Origin of the sequence: Streptomyces sp. NPDC060184, assembly GCF_042728795.1 — a bacterium.
Classification (GTDB): domain Bacteria; phylum Actinomycetota; class Actinomycetes; order Streptomycetales; family Streptomycetaceae; genus Streptomyces.
Window position 1 is genome coordinate 109,088 of record NZ_JBHWYX010000021.1, and the last position, 12,073, is coordinate 121,160.

At 72.7% G+C, this 12,073-nt stretch carries 9 protein-coding genes; 5 read left to right on the forward strand and 4 right to left on the reverse strand.

Going from position 1 to position 12,073, the window contains the following annotated elements:
- Window positions 1-93: 93 nt before the first annotated feature.
- The 4 genes from ACFWEE_RS16560 to mtnA are packed head-to-tail and all read right to left on the reverse strand — an operon-like array spanning window position 94 to window position 5,886.
- Complete coding sequence (locus tag ACFWEE_RS16560; RefSeq protein WP_386889737.1) at window positions 94-1,962, reverse strand: LpqB family beta-propeller domain-containing protein; 1,869 nt, start codon at window positions 1,960-1,962, stop codon at window positions 94-96.
- Window positions 1,952-4,045 (reverse strand): MtrAB system histidine kinase MtrB, encoded by a 2,094-nt coding sequence (gene mtrB, locus ACFWEE_RS16565; RefSeq protein WP_386889739.1) that lies wholly within the window; start codon window positions 4,043-4,045, stop codon window positions 1,952-1,954. Before mtrB ends, ACFWEE_RS16560 begins: the two co-directional genes overlap by 11 nt.
- Before the next feature lies 1 nt (window position 4,046).
- Window positions 4,047-4,736 carry a two-component system response regulator MtrA gene (gene mtrA / locus ACFWEE_RS16570; RefSeq protein ID WP_007448372.1) on the reverse strand — a complete coding sequence of 230 codons (690 nt, stop codon included), beginning with the start codon at window positions 4,734-4,736 and terminating at the stop codon, window positions 4,047-4,049.
- 4 nt (window positions 4,737-4,740) lie between these two features.
- On the reverse strand, window positions 4,741-5,886 hold the full coding sequence (gene mtnA / locus ACFWEE_RS16575; RefSeq protein WP_386889741.1) for an S-methyl-5-thioribose-1-phosphate isomerase: 1,146 nt from the start codon (window positions 5,884-5,886) through the stop codon (window positions 4,741-4,743).
- A 137-nt stretch (window positions 5,887-6,023) separates the two neighbouring features.
- Between mtnA and ACFWEE_RS16580 the strand changes: the two genes are divergently transcribed.
- From ACFWEE_RS16580 to ACFWEE_RS16600, 5 genes are read left to right on the forward strand one after another with little or no spacing between them, the layout of a single operon-like run.
- Window positions 6,024-7,442, forward strand: coding sequence for a hypothetical protein (locus tag ACFWEE_RS16580; RefSeq protein ID WP_386889742.1), 1,419 nt, complete (start codon window positions 6,024-6,026; stop codon window positions 7,440-7,442).
- 4 nt (window positions 7,443-7,446) lie between these two features.
- Window positions 7,447-8,157, forward strand: a complete 711-nt coding sequence (locus ACFWEE_RS16585) for a DUF4129 domain-containing protein (RefSeq protein WP_386889743.1) — start codon at window positions 7,447-7,449, stop codon at window positions 8,155-8,157.
- Window positions 8,154-9,557 (forward strand): DUF4350 domain-containing protein, encoded by a 1,404-nt coding sequence (locus tag ACFWEE_RS16590; protein WP_386889745.1) that lies wholly within the window; start codon window positions 8,154-8,156, stop codon window positions 9,555-9,557. Before ACFWEE_RS16585 ends, ACFWEE_RS16590 begins: the two co-directional genes overlap by 4 nt.
- On the forward strand, window positions 9,554-10,555 hold the full coding sequence (locus ACFWEE_RS16595) for an AAA family ATPase (RefSeq protein WP_386889746.1): 1,002 nt from the start codon (window positions 9,554-9,556) through the stop codon (window positions 10,553-10,555). Before ACFWEE_RS16590 ends, ACFWEE_RS16595 begins: the two co-directional genes overlap by 4 nt.
- Window positions 10,556-10,565: 10 nt before the next feature.
- Window positions 10,566-11,879 (forward strand): DUF58 domain-containing protein, encoded by a 1,314-nt coding sequence (locus ACFWEE_RS16600; RefSeq protein WP_386889748.1) that lies wholly within the window; start codon window positions 10,566-10,568, stop codon window positions 11,877-11,879.
- Window positions 11,880-12,073 lie beyond the last annotated feature (194 nt).

Consider the following 12,073-nt stretch of genomic DNA (forward strand, 5'->3'; position numbering starts at 1 on the left):
TGTGGACAACACCGCCGGACACGGGCCGGGCCCGGTTTCAGGAGACCCGCGAGGCCGGGGCCTCAGCCCTGGGAGACCCGCGGGTCCGGGGCCTCAGCCCGGGTAGACCAGCGAGGTGCCCTTCTTCAGCACGGTCTGCCAGTTGTCGCCGGGCGACAGTTTCACGATGCCGTCGCTCATGGTGTCCGCCATCAGCGGCAGGAGCTCGTCGTCGGCCGCGGCGATCGACTCGACCTGGTTGACGCCGGGCAGCACCTCCAAGGACGAGGTGGACCCGTCCGCCTGCACGTAGCGCACCTGCTGGACCCCGCCCTCCTCCTTGCCGACCACGACCAGCCGGCCGCGTCCGGACCAGGAGACCGCGGTGACGTCGGTGAGCTGCGGCGCGGCCTGGCGCAGGTCCTGGACGGACACCTGCTGCGTGGCACCGGAGCCGACCCTCTCGACCCGGCCGATCTTCAGCGTCCGGTGGCCCTTCTCCCCCACGAGCAGCGCGATCCGCACCCCGTCGGCGGACATCCGGAGCGCCTCGATCCGCTCCCCGCCGAGACCCGGTACGGCGACCTCCTGCGGGGTGCCCTCACCGCCGGCCAGCCTGAGCAGCCGGGGTTCGCGCGGGTCGCGGTCGGCGACCCAGAGGTCGCCCCGGCCGTCCCAGCTCGGAGCCGACAGACGGTCGTCGGCCAACGCCGCGTGGCTGACGACCGGAGCTTCGGCGGGCAGTTCGCCCTCCTCGACGATGGACGCCACGTACAGCCGCGTCCGGTCGGCCGTCACCCCGGCCGCCTTCTCCTCGTCGCGGGAGACGCCGACCGCGCTCATCGGCCGGGTGCCCTCGCCGAGCGGGCCGGTCACCGGAACGGGCTCGCCGCTGCCCTTGGTCGAACCGGGAATCCGCAGCACCTTCCCCTCGTCGACGAAGTACTGGCCGACGGGTGCCCCGGAGCCGCGGTCGGGGGCGAACCCGCTCGTCTCCTCGGCCCCCAGCGAGCAGAGCACCTTCCGCCCGTTCTCCAGCTCCACCTGCTCGACCCGGGCGGACGTCAGGTCCCGCAGGGTGAAGAGCACCTGGGCCGCCATCCTCCGGCAGGCGCTCCGGGTGGCGCGGGCCGCCTCCTTGTTGAGCGGCACCTTGAGGACGTTCTGGTCGTCCGGCGCCAGCGACGTGACGCCCTTCTGCAGCGTCGTACCGGTGGGGAAGCTGGAATCGACGACGGGCCGCAGCCAGTCGGTCGGCCCGTCGAGGAGGGTCCGGATGGTCTGCGTGGTGGCGTCCATCCGTGTCACCGGGTCGGTCCGGTTGCGTACGTAGACGGGGTCGGCGACCAGCGCGGCGGGACCGTCCGCCGAACCGGACGCGAAGTAGTAGGTGTTGACGGAACGGTAGAGCCGCTTGAAGTCGGACTGGCCGAGCACGAGCCCGTCCGGCACGGAACTGATCCGCCACTCCTTTTTGCCGTCGGCGCTCTTCTCCCGCACCAGGTGCAGGCTCTGCACGTAGTCGGCGGGCGCGATCGGCTGGTACGAGCTCTGCGCGTCGACCTCCGCCACCTTCTGGCCACTGAGGGTGTAGGTGGTGTCCGTCGCCTCGGGCTCCGGGCCCAGCGGGGCGGGGGCGTTGCGGTTCGGGGCCTTGGCGAGCACGGTGGTGCCGGCGGCGGGGCGCCAGGCGCGGGCCGCGTCCTGCGTCAGATAGGTGCGGGTCGTCCGGAACGAGGGGTCGTCACTCGTCATCGACTCCAGGAAACCGTCGACCACCTCGCCCGGCTCAGCGCCGTCACGGGGCGGAACGGCGTAGACCTGCACCTGGGCGTCACCGGCCTGGGAGGCGTCGACGGGCTTGACGTCCCCGACGACGGGCATCGACCCGCAGCCGGCCAGCAGCAGGACGCCGAGGCCGAGCACCGCGGTCGCCCGCCCGGCTCTGCGGCGGCGGCCGTCCCTACGACGGTCAGAACCCACGTCGGGTGTCCTCCTGGTCCGGGAACCTGTCCGGGATCTGCTCCCCGGCCTGCTCGGGGATCTGCTCCCGGGGCTGCCCGGGGATGTGCTCCCGGGGCTGCTCCGGGATCTGCGGTGCGGGGGCCGCGGGAGCGGAACCCGGTCGGGCGACCACGCGCGCCCCGCTGCCGGGCAGCGCCGCGGGGTGGACCGAGGCGGGGGCCTGCCGGGCGGCACCGGGCCGGGCGGAGGCGGGCAGCGCGCCCCGGTCGGAGGAGCTGGGCTGGTGGGGTACGGCCATCACCCGGTTCCGGCCGTCGGCGGCGGTACCGGTGTCTCCCGCACCGGAGCGCTCGCGGTCCGCGACGTTGCGCCGCGAGTCCTCGGGCTCCAGGGGTATCGGGGACCCGCGCAGCGGCTCGTCCGCCGTGCGGGGGAGGGTGAGCCGGAACTGCGAGCCGCCGCCGGGCTCGCCCCACGCCTGGAGCCAGCCGCCGTGCAGCCGGGCGTCCTCCACGGCGATGGACAGTCCGAGCCCGGTGCCCCCGGTCGTACGGGCGCGGGCCGGGTCGGCACGCCAGAAGCGGTTGAAGACGCGCGTCGCCTCACCGGGCTTCAGTCCGACGCCGTAGTCGCGCACCGCGACGGCGACGGCGCCCTGGGCCGCGCCCATCCGCACCACGACGTCCCGGCCCTCGCCGTGCTCGACGGCGTTGACGACGAGGTTGCGCAGGACGCGCTCGACCCGCCGGGGGTCCGCCTCCGCCACGACCGGCAGTTCGTCCCCGACCACCCGGATGCGGGTGCCCTTCCGCTCCGCGAGGGGTTCGGCACCGCCGATCACCCGGCGGACGACGGACCGCAGGTCGATCGGCTCGGCGTCCAGCGCCGCCGCCCCCGCGTCGAACCGGCTGATCTCCAGCAGGTCGGAGAGGAGGGACTCGAACCGGTCGAGCTGATCGCCGAGCAGTTCGGCGGCGCGGCCGGTTATGGGGTCGAAGTCCACCCGCGCCTCGTGGATGACGTCGGCCGCCATCCGCACGGTGGTGAGCGGAGTGCGCAGCTCGTGCGAGACGTCGGAGACGAAGCGGCGCTGCATCCGGGACAACTCCTCCAGCTGCTGGATCTTCAGCTGGAGGTTCTGGGCCATCTTGTTGAAGGCCTCGCCGAGCCGGGCGATGTCGTCCTCGCCGGTGACCTTCATCCGCTCCTGGAGCCGCCCCGCCGAAAGCCGCTCGGCGATCCCGGCCGCCATCCGTACGGGGGTGACGACCTGGCGCACCACGAACCAGGCGATGGCGCAGAGCAGGACCACGACGAAGAGCCCGGCGGTGGCGAGCGTCGTCTTGACGAGCGCCAGGGACTTCTCCTCCTGCGTGAGCGGGAAGAGGTAGTACAGCTCGTAGGGGTTGTGGTCGATGTCGTAGAGCCGCTTGCCCACCACGAGCCCGGGCTGCGACTTTCCGTAGGAGTACCGGATCAGCGAGTACGTCTGGAACGCGCCCGGGCCCTTGTCGACCGACTCGCGCAGGCGGTCCGGGACGCTGGACGCCTCCACGCTCCCCGAACCGCGTGGTGCCCGGCTGGCGGTCCCCCGGCTCACGGAGTCCGGACTGAGCGCCACCACGTTGAAGGCGTTGGCGCCGCCGCTGGCGAGCTGGTCGACGAGGTCGGTCCGCCAGGAGGTGTTGGCCGACATGCCGTCGGTGCCCTCCTCCCGGCCGGGGGTGAGGGGCTCGTTCGCCTTCGCCTGGGCCGCGGCGAACCCGCCGGCGGCCTGGGTCTGGGCGGCCTTGCCCTTGGCGTCGAGCAGACCGTTGCGCACCTGCCCGATGACGACGAAGCCGAGCAGCAGTACGACGCCGAGCGACATCAGCAGGGTGCCGGCGACGACGCGCAGCTGGAGATTGCGGCGCCACACCCGCACGGCGGGCAGCAGCGGACGCCGCACCCAGCGCAGCAGAAGGCGCGGGAACGGGCCTCCGGGCGTCCGGTCGGTGAACAACCGGCCGCCCCGGAGGAGACCGGAACGCCCCGGTCCGGCAGCCCGCTCCTCGGGGGCTCCGGGCTCCCCGGGGCCAGGAGCAGCGCTGCCTCGGGTCATGTCAGCTGGGTCCGGCCTTGTAGCCGACGCCACGCACGGTGACGACGATCTCGGGCCGCTCGGGGTCCTTCTCGACCTTGGAACGGAGCCGCTGGACGTGCACGTTCACCAGACGGGTGTCCGCTGCGTGCCGGTAGCCCCACACCTGCTCCAGCAGGACCTCACGGGTGAAGACCTGCCACGGCTTGCGGGCGAGCGCGACCAGCAGGTCGAACTCCAGCGGGGTCAGCGCGATGGACTGCCCCTCCCGCTTCACCGAGTGCCCCGCCACGTCGATGACCAGGTCGCCGATGGTCAGCTGCTCGGGCGCCGGCTCCTCCGACCTCCGCAGGCGCGCCCGGATCCTGGCCACCAGCTCCTTGGGCTTGAACGGCTTCACGATGTAGTCGTCCGCCCCGGACTCCAGGCCCACCACGACGTCGACGGTGTCGCTCTTCGCGGTGAGCATCACGATCGGCACGCCGGACTCGGCCCTGATGAGCCTGCAGACCTCGATGCCGTCCCGTCCGGGCAGCATGAGGTCGAGCAGCACCAGGTCCGGCTTCGCCTCCCGGAAGGCAGCAAGTGCCTTGTCGCCGTCCGCTACGAACGACGGTTCAAAACCTTCTCCACGCAACACGATGCCGAGCATCTCGGCCAGTGCGGTGTCGTCGTCGACGACAAGGACGCGTCCCTTCATAATCGACATCATCCCATTAGCTAATCGTTATCTGCGATGACCTGGCACACAGCTCGGCCAGTCCGGCCCTCGTGACCGGCGAAATGACGCCCTCCTCCGTGACGATCGCCGTGATCAGTTCCGGCGGTGTGACGTCGAACGCCGGGTTGTACACCGGGGTTCCCAGCGGTGCCACGACCGTTCCGCCCCCCGCTCCCCCGCGCGACGCGGACCGTGACGGTGTGAGCTCCGTCACCTCGCGGCCGGAACGCCGCTCGACGACGATCGACGTACCGTCCGGGGCGCCCTGATCCACCGTCGTGGTCGGTGCCACCACGACGAACGGCACATGGTGGTACTGGGCGAGCACCGCGAGCGGGTAGCTCCCCACCTTGTTCGCCACGGAGCCGTCCGCCGCGATGCGGTCCGCGCCGATCAGTACCGCGTCGACCTGCCCGGCCGCGAAGAGCGATCCCGCCGCGCCGTCCGTGAGCAGCTGGTACGCCATTCCGTGCCGGGCCGCCTCGTACGCGGTGAGCCGGGAGCCCTGGAGCAGCGGACGCGTCTCACCCACCCACAACCGGCGCAGCCTGCCCTGCCGGTGCGCCGCGAGCGCGACGGCGAACGCCGTCCCCTCGCCGCCGGAGACCAGCGCACCCGTGTTGCAGTGGGTCAGCAGGCGGTGCCCTCCGGCCGGCAACAGCTCGTCCAGGAGGGACAGGCCGTGCCGGGCCATCCGACCGGAGGCCTCGGCGTCCTGGCGGTGCAGGGCCCGCGCCTCGGCGAGCGCCGCCGCGGCGGCCCGTTCGGGCGCCGCCCCCTCCGCGAGCGCCGCCGCGTGGGCGCGGACCGCGCGCCGGACCCCGTACGCCAGGTTCACGGCGGTGGGCCGCGCCGTGGCCAGCAGCTCCGCTGCCTCGTCCACGTCGTATCCCCGGACCGCCGCGAGGGCGACGCCGTACGCCCCTGCGATGCCCAGCAGCGGTGCCCCGCGCACCGCCAGCGTCTGGATCGCCCGCACCAGGGCGGGTGCGTCGGTGCAGACCAGCTCGACCTCCTCGGCGGGGAGCCGGGTCTGGTCGAGGAGTACCAGGACCGGGCCTTCGGGCGGCTCGTCCCAGCGGAGTACGGGAAGCGCGGGGGGCTCGGCGCCCACCGGCGATTGCGCGTCCTGATCAGCCATCCGCCCAGTCTGCCCGCTGGGAGGCCCACATATGAAGGTGCCAACCAGAAGCACCTCGAACGTACTTCTGCCCCGCGTGGCACGATGGCTGCCAACCTGCCGCCCCGATGCGCGGTCAGGACGGTGAAGGAGCCAGAATGAACGACTCTCCGGGCTGGGCCCCGCCCGGATCCGCGCCCTCCGACGAGCAGGGCGCGGGCGTACCCCGCCCCTCCGGACCCGTCGACTCCGAACCGCCCACCGGCTCCCGGCCCGCGAACGGGGACAGCCCGCACGGGAACTCCGCGAACGGGGACAGCGCGAACGGAATCCCCGCAGACGCAAACCCCTCGGGCGAGGGCCCTGCGGACGGGCGCGGCCCGAACCGCGCCGGCGGCAACGGCAGCGGCTCGGCAGGCCAGTGGTCTCCCGCCCAGCCGCCGCCCGGCCAGTGGTCCGCCCCGGCTCCGCCCGCACCCGGCCCGGGGAATGCCCCGCCGGCGCCGGGCTGGGGCGGCAGCCAGAACCCCGGCGGTTACCCGGGCTGGGGTCAGCCGACGCGGCAGGCGTACCCGGGCTGGGGCGGCTCCCCGAACTGGGGCCATGCTCCGGTGGCGCCCAAGCCGGGTGTCGTCCCGCTCCGTCCGCTGAGCGTCGGTGAGATGCTCGACGGGTCGGTCGCGGCCATGCGTGCCCACTGGCGTACCGCGCTGGGAGTCAGCCTGGTGGTCGCCGTCCTCGTGCAGATCGTCACCGTCCTGGTCGAGCGTTTCCTTCTCCCCGAACCGATCACGATCGACCCGGACGTCTCCGACGCCGAGGCCCTCCGTCAGTCCTTCGACGCGATGCGGTCCATGCTCATCACGAGCGCGCCGAGCGCGGTCCTCGGCATGGCCGCCTTCCTCTTCACCGCCTCGGTGCTCGGCGTCGTGGTCAGCCGCTCGGTGCTGGGCCGCACCGCCACCTCGGCCGAGGTCCGGGCGGAGGTTCGCCCCCGGATCCCGGGTGTGGTGGGGCTGGCACTGCTGCTCGCGGTGACGATCGTGGCGATCATGGCGGTGGGCGTGACCCCGGGACTGCTCGTCGGTTCCGCGGCAGGCGCCGGACTCCTCGGGCTCGGGTTCTTCGCCGCCTCCGGAGTGTCCCTCTGGCTGATGGTCGTCTCCTGCCTCGCGGCCCCTGCCCTGGTACTGGAGCGCCAGTCGGTGGGCCAGGCCCTCCGCCGGTCCGCGAAGCTGGTCCGAGGCGCCTGGTGGCGGATCTTCGGCATTCTGGCGGCCACCTGCGCGTGCGTCGTCGTCGTGACCCTGGTCATCGGCGTCCCCTTCCTCCTGATCGGGCTCTCCGTCGACGGCAGCACGTCCGGTGGGCTCTTCAGCAGCGATCCGACCCCGACCGGCTGGCTCTTCCTCGTCGTGTCCAGCATCGGCAACGTCCTCATCTCGATGCTGACGTACCCCTTCGTCTCCGGTGTGATCTCGCTGGTCTACGTCGACCAGCGCATCCGCCGCGAGGCTCTCGACCTGGAACTCGGCCGTGCCGCCGGGCTCCCCGGATACACGACCAGCGGAGGCTGATGGCATGATGGGTGCGGGGGGCACCAGCACATCGGGGCCACATGCGTGGGCCGGTCCCAGGTTCGCGAACATCTCCGGGGACATCCCCGTGGACACCCCACGGGTTCCCGCGCGGGAGGCGGCGAAGACCGAACTGTCCAAGGGGATGTACCACGAGGGCGACCCCGGCCTGCTGAGACGGGCCTTCGACTCCTTCTGGGACTGGATCGGCGGGCTCTTCGACTCGGCCACCGGCATCGCGCCCGGGGGACCGTGGGGCGTCTTCGTGCTGATTCTCCTGGCCGTGGGCCTGGCCGCCGCACTCTGGTGGCGGCTGGGCACGCCGAAGCGGGCGGCCGGCTCGGCCAAGCCCCTCTTCCGGGAGAGCGGACCGCGCGGTGCCGCCGAGCACCGCACCGCCGCCGAGAGGCACGCGGCGGCTCTCCGCTGGACGGAGGCGGTCCAGGAACGCACCCGCGCGATCGTCCGCTCCCTGGAGGAGCGCGCACTGCTCGACCCCCGCCCCGGCCGCACGGCCGACGAGGCGGCGGAAGAGGCCGGACGCCGACTGCCGGACCACGCGGCCCGCCTGCGCACCGCGGCCCGCGCCTTCGACGCCCTCACGTACGGCGGACGCACGGCGGACGAGACCGCGTATCTGACCGTCCGCACCCTCGACAGCGACCTCGAAGCAGCGCGGCCCGCGACCGCCGTCACGACAGGAGCCGTCGGATGACCGGGCCCACCCGGCCCACCTCCGGCCCCGCCGGTACGAGTGCCGCCCCGGGCTCCACGAGCGCGGGTACCGCTCCCGGCCCCGCCGACAGGCGTCAGGCCCCGGGCTCCACCTCCCTGGCCGCGACCCCCGCACAGCTCTGGAAGCGGGCCCGCGGCTTCCTGCTGGCTCTGCTGGTCCTGGTCATCGGTGGCGTCACCATCGCGGCCCTGCAGCCCGGCAGCCATCACGGGACGCTCGATCCCCGCTCGGCCGACCCGGAGGGCAGCAGGGCCCTGGCCGAACTCCTGGAGCAGGGCGGTGTCACCGTCGACGTGGTCACCACGCTCGACGGCGCCGTCTCGGCTGCCGGCCCCGACAGCACGCTCCTGGTCGCCGCTCCGGACCTGCTCACCGAGTCCCAGCAGGAACGCCTCTCCGACGCCACCGCCGGCTCCGGGGGCCGTACCGTCCTGGTCGCTCCGGGAGAGCCTTCCGTCCCCGTACTCGCCCCCGGCGTGGACGTCGGCCCCACCGTCGGGGTGACGGCGCGCGCCGCCGCCTGTGCGTACCCGGCCGCCCGCCGCGCGGGCACGGCGGACCTGGGCGGGGTCACCTACGCGACGGACGGACCCGGAGCCTTCGGCTGCTACCCGGACCACCACCTGACCTCGCTCCTCGTCGTCCCGCGGCAGCACGGCGAGACCGTCCTGCTCGGCACCCCCCATCTCCTGGTCAACCAGCACCTCGCCCACGAGGGCAACGCCTCGCTGGCCCTGCAACTCCTCGGCTCCCGTACGCATCTCGTCTGGTACCTCCCCTCTCTCTCCGACCCGTCCGCCACGGAGGACGGTCAGGACACGAACAACGACGGCGGCTCCGGACAGGACCACCGCACCGGCACCGGGTCCGGCTCCGGGCAGGACCACCGCACCGGTAGCGGCTCCGGCCAGGACCACGGAACCGATGCCGGCTCCTCCGGGGACGACGAGCCCGACTTCTTCGATCTGATCCCCTCCGGCTGGTTGTGGGGCACGCTGCAACTCGCCGTCGCGGCCCTGCTCGCAGCCGTCTGGCGCGGACGCAGGTTCGGTCCGCTGGTGACCGAGAACCTGCCGGTCGCCGTCCACGCCTCCGAAGCGACGGAGGGTCACGCCCGCCTCTACCGGAAGGCCGGCGCACGCGACCGTGCCGCCGCCCTGCTCCGCGAGGCGGCCCGTGCCCGGCTCGCCCCGCTCGTGGGTGTCTCGCCCCGCGACGCGCAGTCCCCGGACGTACTCGTCCCCGCACTCTCCGCCCGGCTCCCTGCCGACGGCGACCTCGATGCCCTGCTCTTCGGCGCGACCCCGGCCGACGACACCGCACTGGTACGCCTGGCCGACCAACTCGACGCCCTCGAAAGAGAGGTACGCACGTCATGAGCGCCCCGACCCCGGCGGTTCCAGGGACCTCCGCGGCTCCCAGGAACTCCGACGACGCCCGCGCATCACTCGAAGCCCTGCGCTCCGAGATCGCGAAGGCCGTCGTCGGTCAGGACCCGGCCGTCACCGGACTCGTCGTCGCCCTGCTCTGCCGGGGGCACGTCCTGCTGGAGGGCGTCCCCGGTGTGGCCAAGACCTTGCTCGTCCGCGCTCTGGCCGCCTCCCTCGAACTCGACACCAAACGTGTCCAGTTCACACCCGACCTGATGCCCAGTGACGTCACCGGGTCTCTGGTCTACGACGCGCGCACCGCCGAGTTCTCCTTCCAGGCAGGTCCGGTCTTCACCAACCTGCTGATCGCCGACGAGATCAACCGCACTCCCCCCAAGACGCAGTCCTCGCTCCTGGAGGCCATGGAGGAGCGACAGGTCAGCGTCGACGGAACCCCTCGTCCCCTCCCCGATCCGTTTCTCGTCGTCGCCACCCAGAACCCGGTGGAGTACGAGGGCACGTACCCCCTCCCCGAGGCCCAACTGGACCGCTTTCTGCTGAAACTGACGGTGCCTCTCCCCACCCGGGAGGAGGAGATCAACGTCCTCACCCGTCACGTCGAGGGCTTCAACCCACGTGACCTGAAGGCGGCGGGCATATCCCCCGTCGCCGGACCAGCCGACTTGGAAGCCGCCCGAGCCGCTGTCGCCACGACCTCGGTCTCCCCCGAGGTCGCCGGTTATGTCGTCGATCTCTGCCGTGCCACCCGTGAATCCCCCTCGCTCGCCCTCGGTGTCTCCCCCCGCGGCGCCACCGCGCTGCTCTCCGCCGCTCGTGCCTGGGCCTGGCTCACCGGCAGGGACTACGTCATCCCCGACGATGTGAAGGCCCTCGCCCTCCCCGCACTCCGTCATCGCATCCATCTGCGGCCCGAGGCCGAGATGGAGGGCGTCACCCCGGACGCCGTCATCACGGCGGTCCTCGCCCTCGTGCCTGTCCCCCGGTGAGGCGGTGACCATGGCCCTCACCGGAAGAGCCGCTCTCCTCGCCGCCGCAGGATCACTCCCCGTAGGCATCCTGGCCCCCAGCTGGGCCGGGATGCTCGCGGTCAATGCCCCCCTCTCGCTAGCCATTCTGTGCGACTACGCCCTGGCAGCACCAGTGCGCAGCCTGCGTTTCACCCGATCCGGTGATACATCTGTTCGACTCGGTGACGGCGCCTCGGTGCAACTCTCCGTGACCAACAGCTCCCGCCGCCGTCTCCGTGCAGAACTCCGCGACGCCTGGTCTCCGAGCAGTGGAGCCACGGCCGCGGAGACCGGCGCGTCCCGCCATACGGTCTCCGTGGCCGCCGGCGAGGCACGGCGGCTCACCACGCTGCTCCGGCCGACCCGACGGGGGGATCGTGTCCCCGATCGGGTGACTGTCCGGTCGTTGGGCCCGCTGGGTCTCGTGGCACGCCAGGGCTACCACCGGGTTCCGTGGAACGTCCGCGTGCTCCCGCCGTTCTCCAGCCGCAAGCACCTCCCCTCCCGTCTCGCGCGCCTCCGCGAGCTCGACGGGCGCACGAGCGCGCTGAGCCGCGGCGAGGGAACCGAGTTCGACAGTCTCCGCCCGTACGTGCCGGGTGACGACACCCGGTCCATCGACTGGCGGGCCACGGCACGGCAGTCGGCGGTGGCCGTCCGCACCTGGCGCCCCGAACGGGACCGCCACATCCTGATCGTCCTCGACACCGGCCGCACCTCGGCCGGCCGGGTCGGTGACATACCGAAGCTCGATGCCGCGATGGACGCCGCGCTCCTCCTCACCGCGCTGGCGGGGCGGGCAGGGGACCAGGTGAACCTGCTCGCCTACGACCGGCGGGTACGGGTTCGGGTCGGAGGCCGTACGGCCACCGGAGAGGTGCTGGCGAGGGTGGTGGACGCCATGGCGACGCTGGAGCCCGAACTAGTCGAAACGGACACCCGGGGGATGAGCACCGCCGCTCTGGCCGCCGCTCCGCAGCGGTCGCTGATCGTGCTGCTGACCACCCTGGACGGCGCCCCCGCCGAGCAGGGGCTGCTGACTGTCCTTCCGCAGCTCACCAGGCGCCACACCGTGATCGTGGCGGCCGTGGCTGATCCCCGCGTCGAGGAGATGTCCCGCAGGAGGGGCTCCGCCGAGGCGATCTACGAGGCCGCCGCAGGCACCCGCGCCCAGTCCCAGCGCATGCATGTCGCGGAACGACTCCAGCGCCACGGAGCCGTCGTGGTGGACGCACTGCCGGAAAGCCTGGCTCCGGCGCTGGCCGACGCCTACCTCTCGCTCAAGGCTGCCGGCCGGCTCTGAAGAGCGGTCCCGCCCTGATCTCGGTTTTCCCTTCCTGGAAGAGAGAACAGGGCGGGAGGAACGCCCGGAAGCAGGAGCCCGCATTCGCGGAATTGCCCGCAGAACGCAGAAAACCCCCGTGCCTTATGGCACGGGGGTCTCCCGGAAAAATTGTTCGGCGGCGTCCTACTCTCCCACAGGGTCCCCCCTGCAGT

Coding starts and splice junctions, on each gene's coding strand:
- mtrB (WP_386889739.1), bottom strand. CDS start 4,045: ATGACCCGAGGCAGCGCTGCTCCTGGCCCCGGGGAGCCCGGAGCCCCC.
- mtrA (WP_007448372.1), bottom strand. CDS start 4,736: ATGATGTCGATTATGAAGGGACGCGTCCTTGTCGTCGACGACGACACC.
- mtnA (WP_386889741.1), bottom strand. CDS start 5,886: ATGGCTGATCAGGACGCGCAATCGCCGGTGGGCGCCGAGCCCCCCGCG.
- ACFWEE_RS16580 (WP_386889742.1), top strand. CDS start 6,024: ATGAACGACTCTCCGGGCTGGGCCCCGCCCGGATCCGCGCCCTCCGAC.
- ACFWEE_RS16585 (WP_386889743.1), top strand. CDS start 7,447: ATGATGGGTGCGGGGGGCACCAGCACATCGGGGCCACATGCGTGGGCC.
- ACFWEE_RS16590 (WP_386889745.1), top strand. CDS start 8,154: ATGACCGGGCCCACCCGGCCCACCTCCGGCCCCGCCGGTACGAGTGCC.
- ACFWEE_RS16595 (WP_386889746.1), top strand. CDS start 9,554: ATGAGCGCCCCGACCCCGGCGGTTCCAGGGACCTCCGCGGCTCCCAGG.
- ACFWEE_RS16600 (WP_386889748.1), top strand. CDS start 10,566: ATGGCCCTCACCGGAAGAGCCGCTCTCCTCGCCGCCGCAGGATCACTC.